The following is a 21,484-nucleotide window of genomic DNA, read 5'->3' as shown; positions in this document are numbered from 1 at the left end:
ATTTAGTCATTCTCTGCGGTTAATGGCAGTTCAATTCGAAAACATACATCAGCAAATTCGGATTCTACCAGGCAAAGCGCCCCCTGCATTTGTTTAATGCAATCTTGCGCGATACTCAAACCAAGACCGCTTCCTTTAACTGCGCCTTTTCGTTGCAGTTTTCCTTGGTAAAATGGCTCGAAGATCATACTTTTCTCTAACTCTGGGATAGGCGTTCCTGTATTGGCAATGTCAATTTGAAGGTTTTTCCCCACTTGCCGACTCGCGATCCAAATGTTACCGGATTCAGCGCCATAGTGCACTGCATTGGAATAGAGATTATCAATCACCCGTGTTAGTAAGCCAGGCTCTGCCCAACAATAATCCATATCCAATTGAATTTCCGTATGAATATTTTTTGTCCGTGCCGGCAGTTGGTGTGATAATACGACACTATTCACAATTTCTTTTAAAGAAACAATCTGATGTTCGGCAGCGCCATCCGCTAATTTGCGGTTATATTCCAGTAATTGCTCAATAAGCTGCTGTAAATGCCTGCTACTACTATCCAAGATACTGACAACTTCCCTTTGATCTGCTGTCAGAGGTCCAGCAATTTCATCAGCCAATAGCTCCGTTCCTTCACGCATACTTGCCAGAGGGGTTTTCAGTTCGTGGGAAATATGGCGTAAAAACTCATGACGCTGAGACTCAAGCCAGGATAAACGCTCACTCAGCCAAATAATGCGTTGAGCCAATGATCGCAATTCCCGTGGTCCTTTAAAGGAATCAATCTGATTTTCCAATGATTGCCCTTCTCCAAGCCGATTGATCATCCGTTCAATGCCTTTTACTGGCCCAATGATCATACGTGTAAACAAGGTTATCAAGAAAGCACTTAACAAGAATAAAATAAGGCTCTGCCAACCGAAAAATTGCCCTTTGTCGGCGATATCTTTTTGCAGTTGTTCACCACGGCTAAAAATAATATTACGGGTTTCCTGTACCAAAAGATTATTCGCCCTGGAAAATTCTTCAAGTAATTTAGAAGACGTTGCTTCTGGCGCCCCATTACTACAGGCAATGTTGCTCAAGCCCGACAATAATTCATTGAATTTCTTTGTATACTCTGCATTAGCTAGCATCGCCATCTGATTACCAAGCATATTCATGTATTGCCGATATTGGCGTTGATAAAGCTTTTCTAACCGACTATCACCTAATACACAGTATTGGCGGTAACTACGCTCCATCTCAAGGGCGACGCTAACCATTGCTTCGCTACGGCGAGCGTCCACCAGCGTTGAACGATTAATCTCAGCAGCCTGGGTACTAAGCTGATCAAGACTTTGATAAGCCTGATAAGCCAAAACCAAGAGCGGTAATAACACTAACCAGAAAGCCATGACAACCAACTGGCGCAATGAGCGTGGAAATAAACGCCATTTTTTCAAAGAAATCATCTCATAACCTGTAATGACATTGATACTACAGTGACTTTTCTCTTATTGAAAATGGTCAGAATAATAGTTGAAAACGACGGATAATTGAAACAATGAGTCATTGAAAGTGATGCGGATGCATACATAAACAGGGTGGGCTGTAATAATGATGGCGGGACGGTAACTTTTTTTACCATCCCGCCAGTGAAGTTCCTTCATGTAAACATGTAGGCGGTGCCTCACTCCACGTGTCGCCCTGTGTTTGATAAGGCCCGAAGGCGAGTATCATTAAGTTGGACGGTAGGCACCTTACTTTGGCGTCATTCCGGGCTTTATGTGGCATGTTTCCACCCAATTGTGGGCCGACATAAAAAAGTTGAATGAGCAACTGCTCTGTATTATGCACATTACATGCCAACTTACAAAATTATTTTTAACCAATTGATATAATTGAAAATAAATAAAATCTCAGATTTATTGCATTTTCTTATTGGTATTTATTCATATCTGATAGGCATGAGTGTCGCCTATTTATGACATTTTACCATCAAAAAATATTTTTCAAATAATATCAACAAATTAAATGTCTCATTTTTGAGACACCCAAAAACGCCTTTGTCGCGATATGGAGACACTGCAAAAATGGCGATAACTTAACATTAATTTATTTTCTATCAATTCTTAATAAGTTTTATTTAAAAACAAGACGAATAAATCTCTTGATGCCCCACAGGGATGAAATGAGGTCAGTATGCTAATCAATGGATTTAATGCGTGACCAAATCCTGTTTTTAAGTTCATCTAATTGTGATACTTGAGTAACTACTACTATTCATTCTATTATAAATAGGTTTTCATAATACTGAGAGTATCAGATGTTGGCGTTCCTTACCCCGCGCTCCGCGCGGGGTAAGGAATACTCCTATCATTTTGAAACGCTATTTATTATGCTGAATTAAAAACAAATTACGATTTAATCTGATAAATTTGGGATAGCTATGCGATTAACTCATGACAAAAAAATTAGGAAATCAATCATTAAACTGTTTACATTTACAGAGCAAATTACCCTACTCAAAAGCTTTACATTAATAAAAAATGAAACTTCCGACGATTTTACTGCTTGGATAAAATGGTTAGCTTATGAAACTCTGGCATCTGTAAAAAGAGTTACTCTATTTTTTATTATAATTGCCATTACATTATATATGGTTCCCTCCAAAGCACATTGGATCAATTACCTTTTCTTTATCTACTTAGCCTCCTCCTTTTGGGCAATATTAAATCAAGCTAAAAACATCGGATGCAGTTATGCTATAGGGATAAAACTGTTTTTTTTTGCTTTCACCAACAGAATATTTTTCGAACCTAGTTCAGAGCATCACTCTAGTCAACCGATAAATAAAAAAAGAAAAAAAATCCATATCGAGAAAGACACTAAACTCAGAAAATTAATTATAAAAACATTTACATTTAAAGAACAATTAACTTTAATTAGACATTTCTCCTTTGAAAGAGAAACAACTGATGGGAATTTTCTTGCTTGGATAATAAAAATGTCCGATGATTCTTTTTCATCATTAAGAGCAATGTTAATCTGTATATTTATTGTTTTTATAGCCACCGTAATACAACATCCTGATGCATTATATTATATTGTTATTGTTTTCTTGATATTTATGTTACCTCTTAGCATTTTAACTTTTATAGTTTCAAACTATCGACTCGCAGGTTGCAACCTCATCACCTGCATCAAATTATCTTATTTTCAAATCAAGATAAAGATCTTTTAAATTATAGGCCATTTTTGCAATGGCCTATTTAAAAACCGATGTTAATCTACAGTTAAAATATAAAACACACAAAACATCGGTTCACTTTCCTTCATCTTCATTTATAATCAAATTAAATTTACGAATGGTATTTTCTCCTTGTAAAATAAACATAGGTTTATTCATCGTCTCCCATTTTCGCTTATAATCTTGTTTTATAGCCCTATATAATCTATTAGATGAATTACCATCAATCCAACTATTAAGAAGTCTTTTAGAAGCATTTACTCTTCTATATGCCCCAAAAGTTAAATATGAACTTACCCCAAAGTCAACAATATCATATGAGAATTCTCCCATTCCTTCATTAGCGCCCAAATTTACAAATGCATATTCAGTAAGATCTTTTAAAGGATTTCCAAGATCATACTTCCCATTAGTATATTCGTATACAATAGGGGAGATTGCTTCAATTGTATTACTTGCTCCTGTAGCCATAGCAAGCATACCTATTCTTCTCATATTTGAATATGTACCTGCTGGGCCTAAAGCCTTTCCAACGTTAAAAACATAGCGTCCACCGACAAATTGAACTACACCACCTAAAATCTTTCCTGTTGTTTTAGCATATTTTATTACTCCCGTATCTTCAAAAATTTCTGTTAATTTATATTTTCCATAATCAAGTCGCCTAGCTTGTTGATATGCTTCCTCTTCACTTTCGTATTCATACTTAAGCTCTCTAACTAATTCTCTCTTTTTTTCTATATTTCCCTGATTATTATTATAATCTCTTCTTATGTCTTCAATTACATCGTTTATTTCTTTACGATATCTAGCCTTAGCTCCAGGATCATCTAATATATATCGAGCGGCAAGATCAGTTGTTCTTCTCAGCTTAGCTTCATAAGTAATAAAATCATCTAATGTATGTACAATATATTTAGGCATGATAATCTCAATATACTCTATCTTCCCAAATGCTGTACGCACTGGTTCCTGCCATCACATGTTCCCAAGTTATCGATTCATATTTTATAGATACGCTTTCCTGTGGCTGAACATCATTATGAGTAACCGAATTTGGATAAAAACAATTTAATCGAACTAATGTAGCTCCTGTCAGTTTTACTTTGTAATAAAGTTCCAACCCACCTTGCATTGATGTCCTATAGAAATGGAAAATACATGTCAACTTTTCATTTTTAGTTAAGGCTTGAGATAATAAAGGAGATGACTTATCAATTGGTTTTCTAATGTCAATAGGTTGATAATTGACATTTTGATCTCTTGACATATCGGATGAGAATTCATAAACCAAAATTTCATTTTCATGTCCTTTTTGATATTTATTACAGATGGAATCTATAGTAGAGCATCCTTGTGATATCAACCCTTGATTATCCCCATTAATTTCTAAGTAAATAACATTTGCCATTTCTAATATATTCTCCATTAGTAAACGAAAAAACATTTATTTCTTATTAAAAGAAATATCCTGCCAAATCTTCACATGTAGATTTGGCAAAAATTCTTCAATAAAGTTGAATATATCATTGAATAAATAAAATTAAAAGAGAGAGAAGAACAAAGATACATCTTTAAAACATATGATAAAAATCATATCAATTATAAAATATGAAGCACACATTCAATCAATTGACCAACACAAAACATAATGTTAATTTAAAACAAAAATACCGATGAATTTATCATTAATTTATGATGATTTAGAACCGTCCAATGTTTTTTGATTGATAGGTTATTATTAAAATACATAGCATGAGCATCAAATTAATAACTAAAAATATCATTTTATCTCATAGCCTATATTACTAATATCAAACTATTCAGTCAGGACGAGATTCCGGCTCTACGGCTCCCCTACCTAAATAGCGTTTCAAAATGATAGGAACATTCCTTACCCCGCACGCCTCGCGGGGTAAGAAACTCCAACATCTGATACTTTCAGTATTATGAAAACCTATTTAGCAAGAATTTTCTGTATTCAATAAGGCCCTGAAAATGCATCAGGGCCTTTACCGTTAACCTAGCTGTTTGCGCGCATTACGGAAAATTCGCATCCACGGGCTATCTTCTCCCCACTCCTTAGGATGCCAGGAGTTGCTAACTGTGCGGTATACCCTCTCAGGATGAGGCATCATCACGGTGACTCTGCCGTCAAGGTTGGTCACAGAAGTAATGCCGTTCACAGAACCATTCGGGTTTGCCGGATAGTTTTCTGTCACTGAACCGTAGTTATCCACAAAACGCAATGCGACTTGCTGATACTTTTCAAGTTCCATCAAACTCAGGTCGTTTCTGAATTCCACCTGCCCTTCACCATGAGCCACTGCGATCGGCAAGCGCGAACCGGCCATATCTTTCAGGAACAATGAAGGGCTGTTTGCCACTTCCACTAAGCTAAAGCGGGCTTCATAGCGTTCTGAACGGTTACGGACAAAGCGCGGCCAGTGTTCCGTGCCAGGGATCAATTCATGCAAATTGGACATCATCTGACACCCGTTACATACACCAAGTGCTAAGGTATCCGGCCTTGCGAAGAAACTCGCAAAATCATCACGTACCCGTGGATTAAACAGAATGGATTTCGCCCAGCCTTCACCTGCACCAAGCACATCCCCATATGAGAAGCCACCGCAGGCAACCAATGTTTGGAATTGATCTAATGTGATCCGCCCCGCCAATAAGTCACTCATATGAACATCCACCGCCTCAAAGCCCGCTCGGTGGAATGCCGCCGCCATCTCAACATGGGAATTAACGCCCTGCTCACGCAATACAGCAACGCGCGGACGCACTTGTTTTGCAATATAACAAGCAGCAATATCTTCCGCAGGGTTGAAGGTTAATTCTACATTCAAGCCCGGATCAGCCACATCCTGTTTTGCCTGATGTTCTTGATCTGCGCACTCTGGGTTATCACGCAGACGCTGCATTTGCCACGTTGTTTCTGCCCACCATAAGCGCAATGTGCTGCGCTTCTGACGATAAACTTCCATATTGCCACTGGAAATCACAAAATCATCGCCCGCCTGGGCTTTACCTAAATAGTGCACACATTCATTTAATCCATAATCTGCCAACAGGTTTTCAATTTGCACCCTGTCAGTCTCACGAATTTGGATCACCGCACCCAGCTCTTCATTAAATAATGCGGCCAAGATATCTTCATCAAATGCACTGATATCGGTATGCAAGCCGCAATGACCAGCAAAAGCCATTTCCGCTAATGTCACTAATAGCCCACCATCCGAACGATCATGGTAAGCCAACAATTTTTGTTCTGAAATCAAATGCTGGATCGCATTAAAGAAGCCCGCTAATTGCTCGACATTGCGAACATCTGCGGTTTTATCCCCCAGTTGGCGATAAACCTGCGCCAATGCTGTTCCACCCAGCGCATTTTGTCCTTTACCCAGATCGATCAGCAACAACGCATTGTCATCTTCAGTAGATAACTCTGGCGTCACGGTACGGCGCACATCTTCTACTCGTCCGAAGGCACTGATAACCAATGAAAGTGGTGAAGTCATTTCACGCTCTTCCCCATTTTGACGCCAGCGGGTTTTCATTGACATCGAATCCTTGCCAACGGGAATAGTCAATCCTAAAGCGGGACACAGCTCCTCACCCACCGCTTTGACGGCGGCATATAAACCCGCATCTTCACCAGCATGGCCTGATGCCGACATCCAGTTAGCTGATAACTTCACGCGTTTCAGATCCTGGACATAGGCGGAAGCAATATTGGTCAGAGCTTCACCCACCGCCATACGCGCCGATGCCGCAAAGTCCAACAATGCAATCGGCGCTCGCTCGCCTATTGACATGGCTTCGCCATAATAGCTGTCCAAACTGGCGGTAGTAACAGCACAATCTGCGACTGGAATTTGCCAAGGGCCAACCATTTGGTCACGGGCAACCATACCGGTGATGGAGCGATCCCCAATCGTAATCAGGAATGTTTTTTCCGCTACAGCGGGCAAATGCAAGACGCGTTTTACCGCTTCTGCGAGATCAATACCCTTGCGATCCAAACCTTGCCCTTGCGCTTGCAAGACCTGCACATTTTTCACCATCTTTGGTGTCTTACCGAGCAAGACATCCAGCGGCATATCGATTGGCTGATTATTAAAATGGTTGTCATTCAACAGTAAATGTCGCTCTTCCGTGGCTTCCCCAATCACAGCGTAAGGCGCACGTTCACGACGGCATATTGCTTCAAACAGAGCTAACTGCTCTGGTGCTACCGCTAAAACATAACGCTCCTGGGATTCATTGCACCATAACTGCAATGGGCTCATACCAGGTTCATCGTTAAGGATATTGCGTAACTCAAAACGCCCGCCTCGACCACCATCACTGACCAATTCAGGCATGGCATTTGACAAACCACCAGCCCCAACGTCATGGATAAATAAAATCGGATTCTTATCCCCCAATTGCCAGCAACTGTCGATAACTTCCTGGCAACGACGCTCCATTTCAGCATTGTCACGCTGCACAGAGGCAAAATCCAAATCAGCATCAGACTGACCTGATGTCATTGAAGATGCCGCACCGCCCCCTAAGCCGATATTCATACTTGGCCCACCCAACACAATCAGTTTTGCGCCGACCGAAATTTCCCCTTTTTGGATATGTTCTTCACGGATATTGCCGATCCCGCCTGCCAACATGATGGGCTTATGATAACCACGCAATTCTGTACCATTATGGGAACAGACTTTTTCTTCATAGGTTCTGAAATACCCAGCCAATGCTGGCCGCCCAAATTCATTATTAAACGCTGCACCGCCTAATGGACCTTCCAGCATGATGTCTAATGCACTGACAATCCGATCAGGTTTACCAAAATCCGCTTCCCACGGTTGTTCAAACCCAGGAATTCTCAAGTTTGAAACTGAAAAACCGACCAGCCCAGCTTTCGGTTTGGCTCCTCGTCCGGTTGCACCTTCATCACGAATTTCACCACCTGAGCCCGTTGCTGCGCCAGGCCAAGGCGAAATCGCGGTTGGATGGTTATGAGTTTCTACTTTCATTAAGATATGGGCTGGCTCTTGATGGTAGTCATAAGCACCGGTGGAGTCAGGGAAAAAGCGGCCAACATTAGAGCCTTCCATAACCGCTGCGTTATCTTTATAAGCAGAAAGCACGTAATCCGGCGTTTGTTCAAACGTGTTTTTGATCATTTTGAACAAAGACTTGGGTTGAGCCTGACCATTAATAACCCAATCAGCGTTGAAAATTTTGTGGCGACAATGCTCAGAATTTGCCTGAGCAAACATATACAGCTCAACATCTGTTGGATTGCGCCCCAACGCCTGAAAAGCGCTCATTAGATAATCAATTTCATCGGTAGCCAGAGCCAGCCCTAATTCAATATTTGCCGACTCCAATGCTGCCCGCCCCAATTGCAAGATATCAATCTGTTTTAACGGTGCAGGTTGTTGGTGAGAAAACAGGACTTCAGCTTGTTCAAACTGAGTGAACACACTTTCCATCATGCGATCATGCAATAATGCCGACAATGTTTGCCACTGCCCGTCATCCATGCCAATACTCTGAATATAATAGGCAATTCCCCTTTCTAAACGGACAATCTGCTTCAGTCCACAATTGTGGGCAATGTCTGTCGCTTTTGATGACCAAGGGGATATCGTGCCAGGACGCGGAGTGACTAATATAAGTTGTCCTTTAGGCTCCAATTCAGCCAAAGAGGGGCCATATTTTAATAGCTTATTTAATTTCTCTCGCTCATCTTCTGTGATTGGGGTATTAACTTCGGCAAAATGCACATATTCTGCATAAATGTCGGTAACAGGGAGATGTTGATCTTGACACTGGGAAAGGAGCTTAGTGATACGAAATGCCGATAAAGCGGGTGAGCCACGCAGAATTTCCATAATAATAGGTTCTCTCATCTTAGACGCAAAGCCTGACTGATGCCTCAGGGGAAACTGCAAGCATTATAGAGGAATGTTTCCTCTGACGAAACCGTTTGCGTGGTGATTTATCCACCCAGCAATACACTCAATAAAATACCAAAATGGGTTCAATAGGGTTGCACATCTCCCTTTTGTTACGCAAAATTCTCAATTACTGGAAATTTAACCATGCTATTATCTTGTACTTCATACGGTTTCAAATCGTTCTGAAAAGAGATAACTATTTGAATAACATAAAAATAAATTACTTTGTTATCGTAATTATCACGCTCCTTTCTGCTGCTATCATCGGCCTTAATATCAATTGGCCGAATAAACAGCAGGAGCAGATAAACAAAATTCTGGCACGAGGAGAGCTGCGGGTTAGCACTATTAGCTCTCCTCTACTCTCTCTTAACAGTAAAAACGAACCGACAGGATTCGACTATGAGTTAGTCAAGCGGTTTGCCGATTATCTGGGGGTTAAACTTGTGATTAAGTTTCGTCCCAACATTAAGCAACTGTTTGACGATTTGGAAAACGATAAAGCCGATTTCCTGGCTGCCGGTCTTATCTACAATAAAGATAGGCTGGACCAAACACGCACTGGCCCTGCCTACGCTTCTGTCATACAACAACTGGTTTATCGCAAGGGGGAGGCACGGCCACGTTCGTTTGGCGATCTAAAAGGTAAACTCATCGTCACGGCAGGCTCAGCCCATGTAAGCGAGCTGAGAAAGTGGAAAGAAAAGTCTTATCCTGAATTAAGTTGGGAAGAAACACCGCGCGAAAATACACAACAATTGCTCGAACAACTTTCCGAGGGAAAAATCGACTATACCATCAGTGACTCCCTTAGTTTAGCCTTGCAGCAGCGTATTCATCCCAATCTGGCAGTTGCTTTTGATGTCAGTGAAGAAAGTCCTTTAACCTGGTATTTAAAACGCAATGGCGATTATAGCCTCTACTCCGCTATGCTCGATTTCTTCAGTATGTTGACTGAAAACGGCATTATGTCGCGGCTACAAGAAAAATATTTCAGTCATGTCGGTTCATTCGATTATTTCGACACTATTTCATTTATTCGTGCCATCAATAAGCTCTTACCAACCTATCAGCCAATTTTTCAACAATACGCGGGATCGCTTGATTGGCAATTGGTGGCTGCCATTGCATGGCAAGAATCACATTGGGACCCACAAGCCACTTCACCGACTGGTGTTCGTGGATTAATGATGCTCACCCGCCCAACAGCAGAATGGGCTGGAATTCATGATCGACTGGATCCAGAAGAGAGTGTAAAAGGAGGAATGGCTTATCTGAACTACCTGATGGAGCGTTTGCCAAAAACCATTCCTGAAGATGAGCGCATTTGGTTTGCCCTTGCTGCTTACAACATGGGGTATGGCCACCTTCTTGATGCCCGTAAGTTAACCGCTGCGCAAAAAGGTAATCCAGACAGTTGGCTGGATGTTAAAACGCGTCTTCCCCTGCTCAGCAAGAAAAAATATTACGCCAATACAACATATGGTTATGCCCGTGGCTATGAAGCTTATCGCTACGTTGAAAATATTCGGCGTTACTATTTGAGCCTGGAGGGATACCTTAGAGCAAAAGCCAACCGCGAGAAAGTGGAAGGGAGTGAAGTGGCAACGGATACGACTATCACTCCTCCCCAAGCTGAAAATGACAAAATAACAGGCAATAACGCTGAATCTCACGAAAAAGCGGCAGAGAATAAAACACCGACGCAATCTGAAACAACCATTAAGCCCTAATTGATTAGGGCATTTCCTGTTGCTGAGCTTTCAATTTTTTCAATGCCTTATGCTGCTCCCTGCGTTGTTTAAAAAAAGCACTCAACATAGTGGAGCACTCTTCCGCCAGCACACCGCCGGTAATTTCAATTTGGTGGTTCATACCTGGATGGCGCAAGATATCAATCAACGATCCTGCCGCTCCCGTTTTCATATCGCTGGCACCATAAACTAATCGTTGTATCCTGCTGTGTACCATCGCACCTGCGCACATGACACAAGGCTCTAAAGTGACATACAGTGTCGTATTTAACAGACGATAATTCTGCAATTGCTTCCCGCCCCGCCGTAACGCAATAATTTCTGCATGAGCGGTAGGATCATGGTCAGTAATTGGGTGGTTAAATCCCTCAGCAATCACCTTATTATCAGCTACCAATACAGCACCAACAGGGATTTCTCCCTTAGTCTGTGCTTGCATGGCTAAATCTATTGCCCGACGCATCCAATATTCATCATTAAAATTTTCGGTCACTGCCCATTCTCTTGCTTATAAAAATTCCGCCTATTATACCCAATACCTCAATCTGCTAGTTCAATCTCATCAAGAAAAGCATCAAGGAACAATTTCATCCGCACTGTCCTTTCACTCACCATTTTTCTACCGGATACCGTCTGAAACCTTGATTCAATTTTATCTTGCCAGTCAAAGAAGTTAGAACGGTATTAATATCCACTACTGGATTGCTGTTGCCATAAATGAGCGCCCACCAACGCTTTCCAGGGAGAAAAATCTGCCAACCATTTTTCCGCCTGTTCCGCACTCACTTTGTCTTCCTGATTGAGCAAATATTGGAGATTACGTCTGACAGCTACATCACCATGTAGTGAGCCATCCAGATAATTGAATCCCCGTAGCAAAGCATAATTCACTGTCCACATGCCGATGCCTTTGATAGCAAGCAAACTCTCTGTCAGTTGTTTTATTGCATTTTCTCTTTCTGGAATATTGAGTTCCAAATCCCCTGAGTTAATCAGTTGACAAACATGCAATAAGGCATTGGCTTTACCCACAGAAAAACCACACTGACGGAGATCATACGGCGAATATTGCATCACTTGCTTATAATTCGGGAAACACAGTAACCCAGAAGAGTGTTGACGCCCCACCGCCTGAATAAAACGCCGCCTGATGGAAATTGCTGCGCTTAAACTAGGGGCTGTTGACGTTTTGAGTTCACCATTTACTCAACCCACATCGGTAACCATATAATGACAAACGCCAGTGCCAACATACTGGCGTAATTTCGCGCCAATTTATCGTATCTTGTCGCAATAGCTCGAAAATGTTTTATTCTGGCAAACGCATTTTCGACCAAATGCCGATAACAGTATAAAACTTCATCAATACTTTTATCGGGTTTTCGGCTATTTTTTCGATAGGGAATGACCGTTTTTGAACCTTGTTTTTCAACGAAATCTCTGAAAGTACCGCTATCGTAACCTTTATCCGCGATCACAAAATCGGATGCGGGTGAATGGGTGACCAAACTTTCTGCATGTACAATGTCGTGCGTTTGACCCCCTGACAGCTCAAAATGGACAGGCAAACCATAACTGTCTACGGCCAAATGAATTTTAGTCGAACGTCCACCTCGACTTTTACCGATGGCTTCATCTTCTGTTGAAGCTGCCCCTGAGCTATGTTGATGAGCGCGGATAATACTCCCATCAATGAATAACCATTCGGTGTCTGTATTTTCAGATAACAATTTGAATAATAATTCAAAAACACCTTTCTTTGACCAGGCGTTAAAGCGCTTAAAAAGCGTATTCCATTTGCCAAATTCATCGGGTAAATCCCGCCACGGACATCCCGTTCTCATTCGATAAAGGATCCCTTCGAAAGTCAGGTAATGCGCGTCTTTGTGGTAAATACATCCATGTTGTTGCATTAATACAGCTAGCGTATTCCATAAAGATTTTGATAACATTGTTCTTGGCATGATGAGCTGGGGTAATGGTTTTTTCGCGAAGACAATGATACCAGATCATCATGCTGTTCAAACTTCCCTCCACGAAACGTCAACACGCCCTAATTTGTTGCCCAATAATCGCCCAACTTAGTGCTTCAAAAGGTGCCGCGGACTGATAAATGCGTAAGCCTGTTTGTCTGTTAACCAATTCGCCAATAACGGGATGATCTTGATAGATAGATTCAAAGATATCAACAGGTTGTTTTAAACCAAGCATATGAGAGGCTAACGTCGATAATGCTTCATGTTGTGAAGAACAGTCTTTATCACCATCAATATCAAGTTGTATTTTCGCTCTATTCTTTTCTATTGTGATGGTTAAAAGAGCTGGATTTTCATACCAAATAATCCCTTTTTTAATTTGATTATGTTGTACTATTTCAGAAACGCCCATTTCATCCCGCTGATGAAAGGCTAAAAAATCGCTCGTGTGATAATTATTGGGTAATATAACTTCCGTTAAGCAGCTTGATTTCATTGGGGTCGCTCCAGAAGACACACAAAATTAATTTCACTATCTAACAGACTTTAAGTTTATATCAATCTCACTTCAAGATGCATGTGATTTCTCCCCGCGAAGTGGAGGAGAAATCAGGTTTCATAGAATGATGTAAATTGCAACTTGAAGTTTAATGCGTATAGATAAATAGGTTTTCATAATACTGAGAGTATCATATGTTGGAGTTCCTTACCCCGCGCTCCGCGCGGGGTAAGGAATACTCCTATCATTTTGAATCGCTATTTATAATAACAATTCAACCAATACCGTCTATAAAGAAACATCATCGATTTTATATTTAATTAATTCCTTATTTAATTTTCGGATTTGATATTTTGACGGGCTTAACATCAATAAATAGATACCAATCACCATCAGTAAAATCATACTTAACATGACGAAAAAGAAATCTAAAACACTCCCGATAGTATTACTCAAGGCATCAACTTTGAATAAAAACACAACTAACACAACAAATGCTAAAGTGAAAAAATAAGTTGAAAATATTTTCTCAAAACAATAAGTAAAGTAATAGTAAAAACTGACATTAATTTGCACCACACCAGAGTTTACGACAATATATGTTTTCAACCTCTTAAGAATATCTATATATTCAGGACTCAACCCATTTTGTTTCAACTTAATAAATATATTTCTAAATTTATCAGATTTTATCTTTGTAACATCAAACATTATTTCAGATGCAATTTGATGTTTAATATATTCTTTACTCAAACCATCTAAATAAACGTTATATTCGTTAAGATATTTGATATACTTTATGGCCTTTCTCTCTCTAAACACACACACATCGGCATAAATCTTCTTTAATACGGACAAAATAATACCAATAAAAGTCCCGATAGATCCCAAGACTTTCACAATATCATTGCCATGTTTTACGATGTATTCAAGCATGTTTTTACTCTAAGGTATTGAAAATATATTTAAGTATATACCATGATAAAAGTATTAGACTGCTTTCTGATGTGTTAATATATGCCTCCAGATAGCTTTTCTTTGCACAATGCATTTATCTGTAACCATGTTTTTGTAAATATATTGTATGAAATAACAAAGGATGTCTGGAGCAACAAATCAGGAAGAATTAAGTCTGCAACTTAAAAGACTTAATTGATTTAAGAGGTTGAAATGGCACTATTAATTACCAAACGCTGCATTAATTGCGATATGTGTGAACCCGAATGCCCTAATCAGGCCATCACAATGGGTGCAGAGATCTACGAAATTGAGCCTGAACGCTGTACCGAGTGTATCGGGCATTACGAAAAGCCAACTTGCCAATCTGTCTGCCCAATTACGAACACCATTATTCTTGATCCTAATCATCAGGAAACTGAAGAGCAGTTATGGGATAAATTTGTACTCCTGCATCATGCTGATAAGATCTGAATTTAATTTTCCAATATCACCGTCGCACAGGCATAACGCCGTTCATCTGCTAGTGTGACATGCATGGATTTTACCCTTAATTTGTTAGCCAGCACTTCGGCCTCTCCATGAAGTTTCAATGTGGGTTTTCCCAGTGGATCATTAATCACTTCAAATTGATTAAAGGCCAGTCCATTACGGATACCAGTTCCAAAAGCTTTAGCTGCCGCTTCCTTGACCGCAAACCGTTTTGCAAGGAAGCGGACAGGCTGGTTATGCTGTTGATATTGCTGCCATTCCCTATCACTCAGAACTCGCCTTGCCAGACGTTCTCCCGAACGCCCGACAATTTCTTCAATGCGGGATATTTCAACAATATCAGTGCCTAATCCAAGAATAGCCATTAACGGCGTGCTTCCCGCAATAAAGTTTTCATATCCGCAACAGCCGCAGATAAGCCACTGAATACAGCACGGCCAATAATGGCATGTCCTATATTCAATTCATAAATTTCAGGTAAGGCTGCAATGCGCTGCACATTGTGATAGGTCAAACCGTGGCCTGCATTGACTTTAAGCCCTTTCGCGGCTGCATAGGTTGCGGCTTCTTTGATACGCTGAAACTCTTTTTCCTGCTGTCTCTCATTCTCTGCATCTGCATACGCACCCGTGTGAATTTCAATAAATGGCGCCCCAACTTCGACAGCAGCATCAATTTGTTGGTGATCCGCATCAATGAACAAAGACACTAAAATCCCCGCTTCTGATAAAGTCTTAATAGCCGCAGCAATGTGCTCTTTTTGTCCAAACACATCCAGTCCACCTTCAGTTGTGACCTCTTGACGCTTTTCAGGCACTAAGCAACAGAAAGCAGGTTTGATTTGGCAAGCAATCCCCACCATCTCATCTGTTACCGCCATTTCAAGGTTCATGCGGGTTTGGATTGTGTTTTTTAATAATTGAACATCTCTGTCAGTAATATGGCGGCGATCTTCACGTAGGTGAACCGTTATACCATCTGCTCCCGCTTGCTCTGCAACAAATGCTGCCTGAACGGGATCGGGATACTGTGTCCCACGGGCATTACGCAAGGTTGCAATGTGATCAATGTTGATACCTAACAATACCTCAGCCATTTTTAGCTCCTGCAATAACATAAGATTCAGTAAAGTCTACACTCTTCATCATGAAAAGGTGGCTTACTTTAGTTTTCATTTTTCTTGTTGGGGTTATCAGTTTTTTTACGTACGAATTGACGAAATAGCTCACGGCTCTTTAACGGTTTTCCCCCCAGATAAGGTTTCAAAGCAATGCGAGTGAAACGCTTCGCCGCTTTCAAGGTCACCTGATCGGGAAATTCGCTATTTGCCAGTGCCTTGAGTTCATAACCTGTAAAACTGTAGTGATCCACAACCAAACTGGCAATAAACCCTTTTTCTTCACGATAACGGTAAGTCATGGTATCCGATATAGGTTCACCACTTCCTGCACAGTGAAGATAATCTACTCCGTATCCCATATTGGTTAGTAACGCTAATTCAAAACGACGCAATGCACATTCTGGTGTGTATTCACTCGCTGCAAGCGCTTGTAAACATTGGAGGTAGTCAAAAAAAAGCGCGGGATATGCCGTTCCTTGCTCAAGAAGTCTGGACAAGAGTTCATTCACATATAAACCGCTGTAGAGCACACTTCCCGTTAAGGGAAGAGCCAATGAGATAGGCTCTGCGTCTCTTAATGTCTTGATTTCACCCCGACCACTCCAACGAATAAGCAGCGGGGTGAAAGGTTGCAAACAACCTTTTAGATTGGAGCGACGGCTGCGTGCCCCTTTCGCTAAAACACGTACCCGCCCTTCATGTTCAGTAAAAAAATCCAGCAATAAACTGGTTTCACTGTAAGGGCGCCCGTGAAGCACAAAGGCTCTCTGCCAGCCGTCCACAAATCAGCCTTATAAGTCGTCAACGTAACCGAGGCTACGCAGCGCTCGTTCGTCATCAGCCCAACCGGATTTCACTTTTACCCACAATTCCAGGTGGACTTTCATATCAAACAGCTTTTCCATATCCTGACGGGCTTCTATGCCAATCTTCTTGATTTTGCTGCCTTTATTACCAATCACCATTTTCTTCTGACCATCACGCTCTACCAGAATCAAACCGTGGATGGTATAGCCTCCACGCTCATTGGTAACAAATTGCTCAATTTCCACTGTCACAGAATAGGGGAGTTCATCACCCAAAAAACGCATCAGTTTTTCACGGATGATTTCTGACGCCATAAAACGCTGTGAGCGATCAGTAATGTAATCCTCTGGGAAGTGATGATCCGCCTGTGGCATATGATCACGTACTATGTTGGCAATAGTATCAACATTCATGCCTTTTTCGGCGCTAATCGGCACAACATCGAGAAAATTCATCTGTTGGCTAAGAAAACCGATATGTGGCAGAAGAAGGGTTTTATCCGTTACATTGTCCACTTTATTGATAGCCAGTAAGACAGGACAACGCAAATGACGTAACTTATTCACCACCATTTCATCATCGGGTGTCCAGTGCGTACCTTCCACAACAAAAATAACCAGTTCGACATCACCAATAGAGCTGCTCGCCGCACGGTTCATCAGGCGGTTTATCGCCCGCTTTTCTTCAATATGCAGACCCGGTGTATCAACATAGATAGTTTGGTAAGCCCCTTCCGTATGGATCCCCATGATGCGATGCCGCGTCGTTTGAGGTTTACGGGAGGTAATAGATACTTTTTGGCCCAATAACTGATTCAATAACGTTGATTTACCAACATTAGGCCGACCGACTATTGCAACGAATCCGCAATAGTTTTTTTCTTCGCTCATTCAAGCTCCAGTTGTTTTAATGCTTGTTCCGCAGCCGCCTGCTCTGCCTTGCGGCGACTGGAACCGACTCCTCTGACCGGTTGTTCAAATCCACTGACCTGACAGTGAATTGTAAATTCCTGATCATGGGCTTCCCCACGAACCTGAACAACCAGATATGTAGGCAACGGCAGATGACGCCCTTGCAAATATTCTTGTAAACGGGTTTTAGGATCTTTTTGCTTATCGCCTGGGCTAATTTCATTCAAACGGGTTTCATACCAATTCAAGATAATCTTTTCGACTGTCTGAATGTCGCTATCAAGAAAAATAGCGCCGATTAAGGCTTCAATGCTATCCGCTAAAATGGATTCGCGACGATGTCCTCCACTCTTTAACTCACCCGGCCCCAAACGCAGGCATTCACCTAATTCAAATTCCCTGGCTAGCTCCGCCAGAGTATTACCACGCACCAATGTTGCCCGCATTCGGCTCATATCCCCTTCATCAACACGGGGAAAACGATGGTAAAGGGCATTAGCAATGACAAAACTCAGGATGGAGTCACCAAGAAATTCCAAACGTTCATTATGCTTGCTACTGGCACTGCGGTGAGTCAATGCTTGAAGCAACAAATCGTGCTGTTTAAAGCTATATCCTAGCTTATGTTGTAACCGGTTCGTTATTATGGGGTTCATGTGCTACCAATTCAGTTAGAATTCATCAAATAAAAAGCACACGCAACAGACCTGTGAGGCGATATTAACCCGCAATTTCTCTTGGGGATATTTTTGCGGTATGCCTTACAAAACTGTTGCGTTTGCACTGGCTCCCAAAGTATTCATCCTCTTTAGGAGCCAGTCATCTCGTTTGAAAGAATATTCTACACTGTGAGATAAATTAATGCTGCGCTAATATATAAATATTAGTGAATTCCACCAATTCGACTAAAGCGCACACCAGTAGGCCATTCACCTTCCTGTTTTTCAAAGCTCATCCAAATGGCAGTTGCACGGCCTACCAGATTTTTCTCCGGTACAAAGCCCCATGAACGACTATCATCACTATTGTCACGGTTATCACCCATGGCAAAATATTGCCCCTTAGGAACAACCCAAGTCCCTACTGGCAAACCTTCTTGAGAGAAACCAGGGAAACGTTGTATTACAGGAATGGTCAAAATATGGTGCGACACATTACCTAAAGTTTCGACTCTTTCGTCCTGGCGAAGAGCGTTCGGCCCTACTGACTCATCAACCGGAACTTGATAAACACCACTTATACGAACGCCTTCTGGTGTCACAGCCTCTTTTATTGTCCATTCACTTGGGAACACATTCCGATAAGTAACCGGTAAATCGCCCTTACATTGCGCATTCCAGCCACAGCCCGGGTAAACCTGAAGCTCTTTGTTGACATAATCGTAAACGATCTTATCTCCAGGTAAGCCAATAATGCGTTTTACAAAATCTATGCTTGGGTTCTTCGGGAATTTGAAAACTGCAATATCGCCACGCTTAGGCTCGCCAGTCTTAATTAAGGTTGTTTGCGTAATGGGATCTTTTAAACCATAAGCAAATTTTTCAACCAGAATAAAATCCCCGATCAACAATGTCGGCATCATTGAACCAGAAGGGATCTGAAAAGGTTCATAGACGAAAGAGCGCAGAACCAACACAATGGCTAACACTGGAAAGACAGATGCAAGTGTTTCAACCCATGAAGGTTTGTTAAGTCCTTTAGCCAAAGCTTCCTGAGCTTCTGCTCCTGTCGCCTGTTCCTGAATATGAGCAAGTTTTTTCTTACGTTCAGGTGCGAACTTAAATCGCTCTATGCACCAAAGAATACCAGTAATTAACGTTGCTAACGTTAATATCAAGGCAAAAGTGTTAGCCATTTGAACTCCTTACGACCTTGTGTTAATTATCTTTGCCAACATGCAGAATCGCTAAGAAAGCTTCCTGCGGCAGTTCAACATTGCCGACCTGCTTCATGCGTTTTTTACCTTCTTTCTGTTTCTGCAATAACTTTTTCTTACGGCTGACGTCACCACCATAACATTTCGCCAATACGTTTTTACGTAATTGCTTAACGGTAGAACGCGCAATAATGTGAGTTCCTATGGCAGCCTGAATAGCAATGTCAAACTGCTGGCGTGGGATCAGATCTTTCATTTTTTCCACCAGCTCACGTCCACGGTACTGAGAGTTGTCACGGTGAGTAATCAATGCCAGGGCATCAACACGCTCACCGTTAATCAAGACATCTACACGAACCATGTCCGAATCCTGGAAGCGGATAAAATTATAATCTAACGAGGCGTAACCACGAGATGTTGATTTTAAGCGGTCAAAGAAATCCAGAACCACTTCAGCCATTGGAATTTCATAAGTTAGTGCAACCTGATTACCGTGATAAACCATATTTGTCTGCACACCGCGTTTTTCTACGCAGAGTGTAATGACGTTGCCAAGGTACTCTTTCGGCAACAACATGTGACATTCTGCAATCGGCTCACGCAATTCATTAATGTTGTTTAATGGTGGCAACTTGGATGGACTATCAACATAGATAATATCACCACTGGTTGTCTCAACTTCATAAACAACTGTTGGAGCCGTTGTGATCAAATCAAGATCATATTCACGTTCCAGGCGCTCCTGAATGATTTCCATATGCAGCAAGCCAAGGAAACCACAGCGGAAACCAAAACCCAGCGCAGTCGAACTTTCTGGTTCGTAGAATAATGATGCATCATTTAAGCTCAGTTTGCCCAACGCATCACGGAATGCTTCATAGTCATCAGAACTTACAGGAAACAGACCAGCATAAACTTGCGGTTTGACCTTTTTAAAACCAGGCAGGGCTTTTTCCGCAGGCTGGCGAGCCGTTGTCAGTGTATCCCCAACTGGCGCCCCCAGAATATCTTTGATGGCACAGACCAACCAGCCTACTTCACCACAATTCAACACATCACGATCAATGCGTTTCGGTGTGAAGATACCCAATCGGTCAGCGTTGTATACCTGTCCAGTGCTCATTACCTTAATTTTGTCACCTTTACGCAACGTACCGTTTTTAATACGAACAAGTGACACAACACCAAGGTAATTATCAAACCATGAGTCAATAATCAGGGCCTGTAATGGAGCATCAGGATCGCCTTCTGGTGGCGGTATCTCTTCCACCAGACGTTCAATAACATCCTGTACACCCACGCCCGTTTTTGCAGAACAACGAACAGCATTGGTCGCATCAATACCAACAATGTCTTCGATTTCTTCAGCGACACGCTCTGGTTCAGCAGCAGGAAGGTCAATTTTATTCAGAACTGGAACGACTTCCAAATCCATTTCAATGGCGGTATAGCAGTTAGCCAATGTCTGGGCTTCAACCCCCTGCCCTGCATCAACAACCAGCAAAGCACCTTCACACGCAGCCAATGAACGGGAAACTTCGTAAGAGAAGTCAACATGCCCTGGCGTATCGATAAAGTTTAATTGGTAGACTTGCCCGTCATTTGCCTTGTAATCAAGGGTTACACTTTGTGCTTTGATCGTGATCCCGCGTTCACGTTCAAGATCCATTGAATCCAGTACTTGCGCTGCCATTTCGCGATCAGACAAACCACCACAAATTTGAATAATCCGGTCAGAGAGCGTGGATTTACCGTGGTCAATGTGGGCGATAATGGAGAAATTTCTTATTTGCTTCATTATTAAATCTTTTTTGCCTTAATATTTCTGAATCATTCGCCTATGGACACATTGATGGACATAAAGCGACAGTTTATTGGTTCGGCCACTGGCCTGAGGAGCTGT

19 protein-coding genes are annotated in these 21,484 nt (G+C 41.7%); 3 read left to right on the top strand and 16 right to left on the bottom strand.

The window, feature by feature from the left end:
* Positions 1 to 2: 2 nt before the first annotated feature.
* Complete coding sequence (locus WDV75_RS14780; RefSeq protein ID WP_273559426.1) at positions 3 to 1,442, bottom strand: sensor histidine kinase; 1,440 nt, start codon at positions 1,440 to 1,442, stop codon at positions 3 to 5.
* Between the two features lie 977 nt (positions 1,443 to 2,419).
* Between WDV75_RS14780 and WDV75_RS14775 the strand changes: the two genes are divergently transcribed.
* Positions 2,420 to 3,214, top strand: coding sequence for a hypothetical protein (locus WDV75_RS14775; protein ID WP_273559424.1), 795 nt, complete (start codon positions 2,420 to 2,422; stop codon positions 3,212 to 3,214).
* 81 nt (positions 3,215 to 3,295) lie between these two features.
* Here the strand turns inward: WDV75_RS14775 and WDV75_RS14770 are convergent, their stop codons facing one another.
* The 3 genes from WDV75_RS14770 to purL form a co-directional block, all read right to left on the bottom strand.
* Positions 3,296 to 4,144: a DUF4225 domain-containing protein gene (locus WDV75_RS14770; protein WP_338860033.1), complete on the bottom strand. Its 849-nt coding sequence runs from the start codon at positions 4,142 to 4,144 to the stop codon at positions 3,296 to 3,298.
* 7 nt (positions 4,145 to 4,151) lie between these two features.
* Positions 4,152 to 4,631 carry an Hcp family type VI secretion system effector gene (locus WDV75_RS14765; protein WP_273559420.1) on the bottom strand — a complete coding sequence of 160 codons (480 nt, stop codon included), beginning with the start codon at positions 4,629 to 4,631 and terminating at the stop codon, positions 4,152 to 4,154.
* Between the two features lie 607 nt (positions 4,632 to 5,238).
* A complete protein-coding gene (gene purL / locus WDV75_RS14760) occupies positions 5,239 to 9,123 on the bottom strand; it encodes a phosphoribosylformylglycinamidine synthase (protein ID WP_273559523.1) in 3,885 nt (1,294 codons plus the stop codon).
* Between the two features lie 266 nt (positions 9,124 to 9,389).
* On the opposite strand from purL, the gene mltF reads away from it, so the two are divergent.
* Positions 9,390 to 10,922: a membrane-bound lytic murein transglycosylase MltF gene (gene mltF, locus WDV75_RS14755; RefSeq protein WP_273559419.1), complete on the top strand. Its 1,533-nt coding sequence runs from the start codon at positions 9,390 to 9,392 to the stop codon at positions 10,920 to 10,922.
* A gap of 4 nt (positions 10,923 to 10,926) precedes the next feature.
* On the opposite strand, the gene tadA is transcribed toward mltF, so the two are convergent.
* The 5 genes from tadA to WDV75_RS14730 all read right to left on the bottom strand — a co-directional run bounded on the left by tadA (position 10,927) and on the right by WDV75_RS14730 (position 14,354).
* Positions 10,927 to 11,406: a tRNA adenosine(34) deaminase TadA gene (tadA, locus tag WDV75_RS14750; RefSeq protein WP_338805365.1), complete on the bottom strand. Its 480-nt coding sequence runs from the start codon at positions 11,404 to 11,406 to the stop codon at positions 10,927 to 10,929.
* A gap of 221 nt (positions 11,407 to 11,627) precedes the next feature.
* Entirely contained in the window at positions 11,628 to 12,101 is a 474-nt protein-coding gene (locus WDV75_RS14745; protein WP_338861207.1) for a DNA-3-methyladenine glycosylase 2 family protein, read from the bottom strand.
* Positions 12,102 to 12,145: 44 nt separating this feature from the next.
* Complete coding sequence (locus WDV75_RS14740; RefSeq protein WP_338802971.1) at positions 12,146 to 12,907, bottom strand: IS5 family transposase; 762 nt, start codon at positions 12,905 to 12,907, stop codon at positions 12,146 to 12,148.
* 79 nt (positions 12,908 to 12,986) lie between these two features.
* Positions 12,987 to 13,415 (bottom strand): hypothetical protein, encoded by a 429-nt coding sequence (locus WDV75_RS14735; RefSeq protein ID WP_338860032.1) that lies wholly within the window; start codon positions 13,413 to 13,415, stop codon positions 12,987 to 12,989.
* 291 nt (positions 13,416 to 13,706) lie between these two features.
* A complete protein-coding gene (locus WDV75_RS14730) occupies positions 13,707 to 14,354 on the bottom strand; it encodes a hypothetical protein (protein ID WP_273560059.1) in 648 nt (215 codons plus the stop codon).
* A 234-nt stretch (positions 14,355 to 14,588) separates the two neighbouring features.
* On the opposite strand from WDV75_RS14730, the gene WDV75_RS14725 reads away from it, so the two are divergent.
* Complete coding sequence (locus tag WDV75_RS14725) at positions 14,589 to 14,849, top strand: YfhL family 4Fe-4S dicluster ferredoxin (RefSeq protein WP_099132125.1); 261 nt, start codon at positions 14,589 to 14,591, stop codon at positions 14,847 to 14,849.
* Between the two features lie 2 nt (positions 14,850 to 14,851).
* Here the strand turns inward: WDV75_RS14725 and acpS are convergent, their stop codons facing one another.
* The 7 genes from acpS to lepA all read right to left on the bottom strand — a co-directional run bounded on the left by acpS (position 14,852) and on the right by lepA (position 21,379).
* Positions 14,852 to 15,232, bottom strand: a complete 381-nt coding sequence (acpS, locus tag WDV75_RS14720; RefSeq protein ID WP_273560061.1) for a holo-ACP synthase — start codon at positions 15,230 to 15,232, stop codon at positions 14,852 to 14,854.
* Positions 15,232 to 15,963, bottom strand: a complete 732-nt coding sequence (gene pdxJ, locus WDV75_RS14715; RefSeq protein ID WP_273560063.1) for a pyridoxine 5'-phosphate synthase — start codon at positions 15,961 to 15,963, stop codon at positions 15,232 to 15,234. Before pdxJ ends, acpS begins: the two co-directional genes overlap by 1 nt.
* A 68-nt stretch (positions 15,964 to 16,031) precedes the next feature.
* Complete coding sequence (recO, locus tag WDV75_RS14710; protein WP_273560065.1) at positions 16,032 to 16,769, bottom strand: DNA repair protein RecO; 738 nt, start codon at positions 16,767 to 16,769, stop codon at positions 16,032 to 16,034.
* 9 nt (positions 16,770 to 16,778) lie between these two features.
* Positions 16,779 to 17,684: a GTPase Era gene (gene era, locus WDV75_RS14705; protein WP_273560067.1), complete on the bottom strand. Its 906-nt coding sequence runs from the start codon at positions 17,682 to 17,684 to the stop codon at positions 16,779 to 16,781.
* Positions 17,681 to 18,361 (bottom strand): ribonuclease III, encoded by a 681-nt coding sequence (gene rnc, locus WDV75_RS14700; RefSeq protein WP_189760412.1) that lies wholly within the window; start codon positions 18,359 to 18,361, stop codon positions 17,681 to 17,683. Before rnc ends, era begins: the two co-directional genes overlap by 4 nt.
* 227 nt (positions 18,362 to 18,588) lie before the next feature.
* Complete coding sequence (lepB, locus tag WDV75_RS14695) at positions 18,589 to 19,560, bottom strand: signal peptidase I (RefSeq protein WP_273560069.1); 972 nt, start codon at positions 19,558 to 19,560, stop codon at positions 18,589 to 18,591.
* Between the two features lie 22 nt (positions 19,561 to 19,582).
* Positions 19,583 to 21,379 carry a translation elongation factor 4 gene (gene lepA, locus WDV75_RS14690; protein WP_273560070.1) on the bottom strand — a complete coding sequence of 599 codons (1,797 nt, stop codon included), beginning with the start codon at positions 21,377 to 21,379 and terminating at the stop codon, positions 19,583 to 19,585.
* Positions 21,380 to 21,484 lie beyond the last annotated feature (105 nt).

It is taken from the genome of Xenorhabdus griffiniae, from assembly GCF_037265215.1.
GTDB classification, from domain to species: Bacteria; Pseudomonadota; Gammaproteobacteria; order Enterobacterales; family Enterobacteriaceae; genus Xenorhabdus; species Xenorhabdus griffiniae.
Note: the sequence above shows the minus strand (reverse complement) of the source record. Positions and strands in the feature narration are given on the sequence as shown.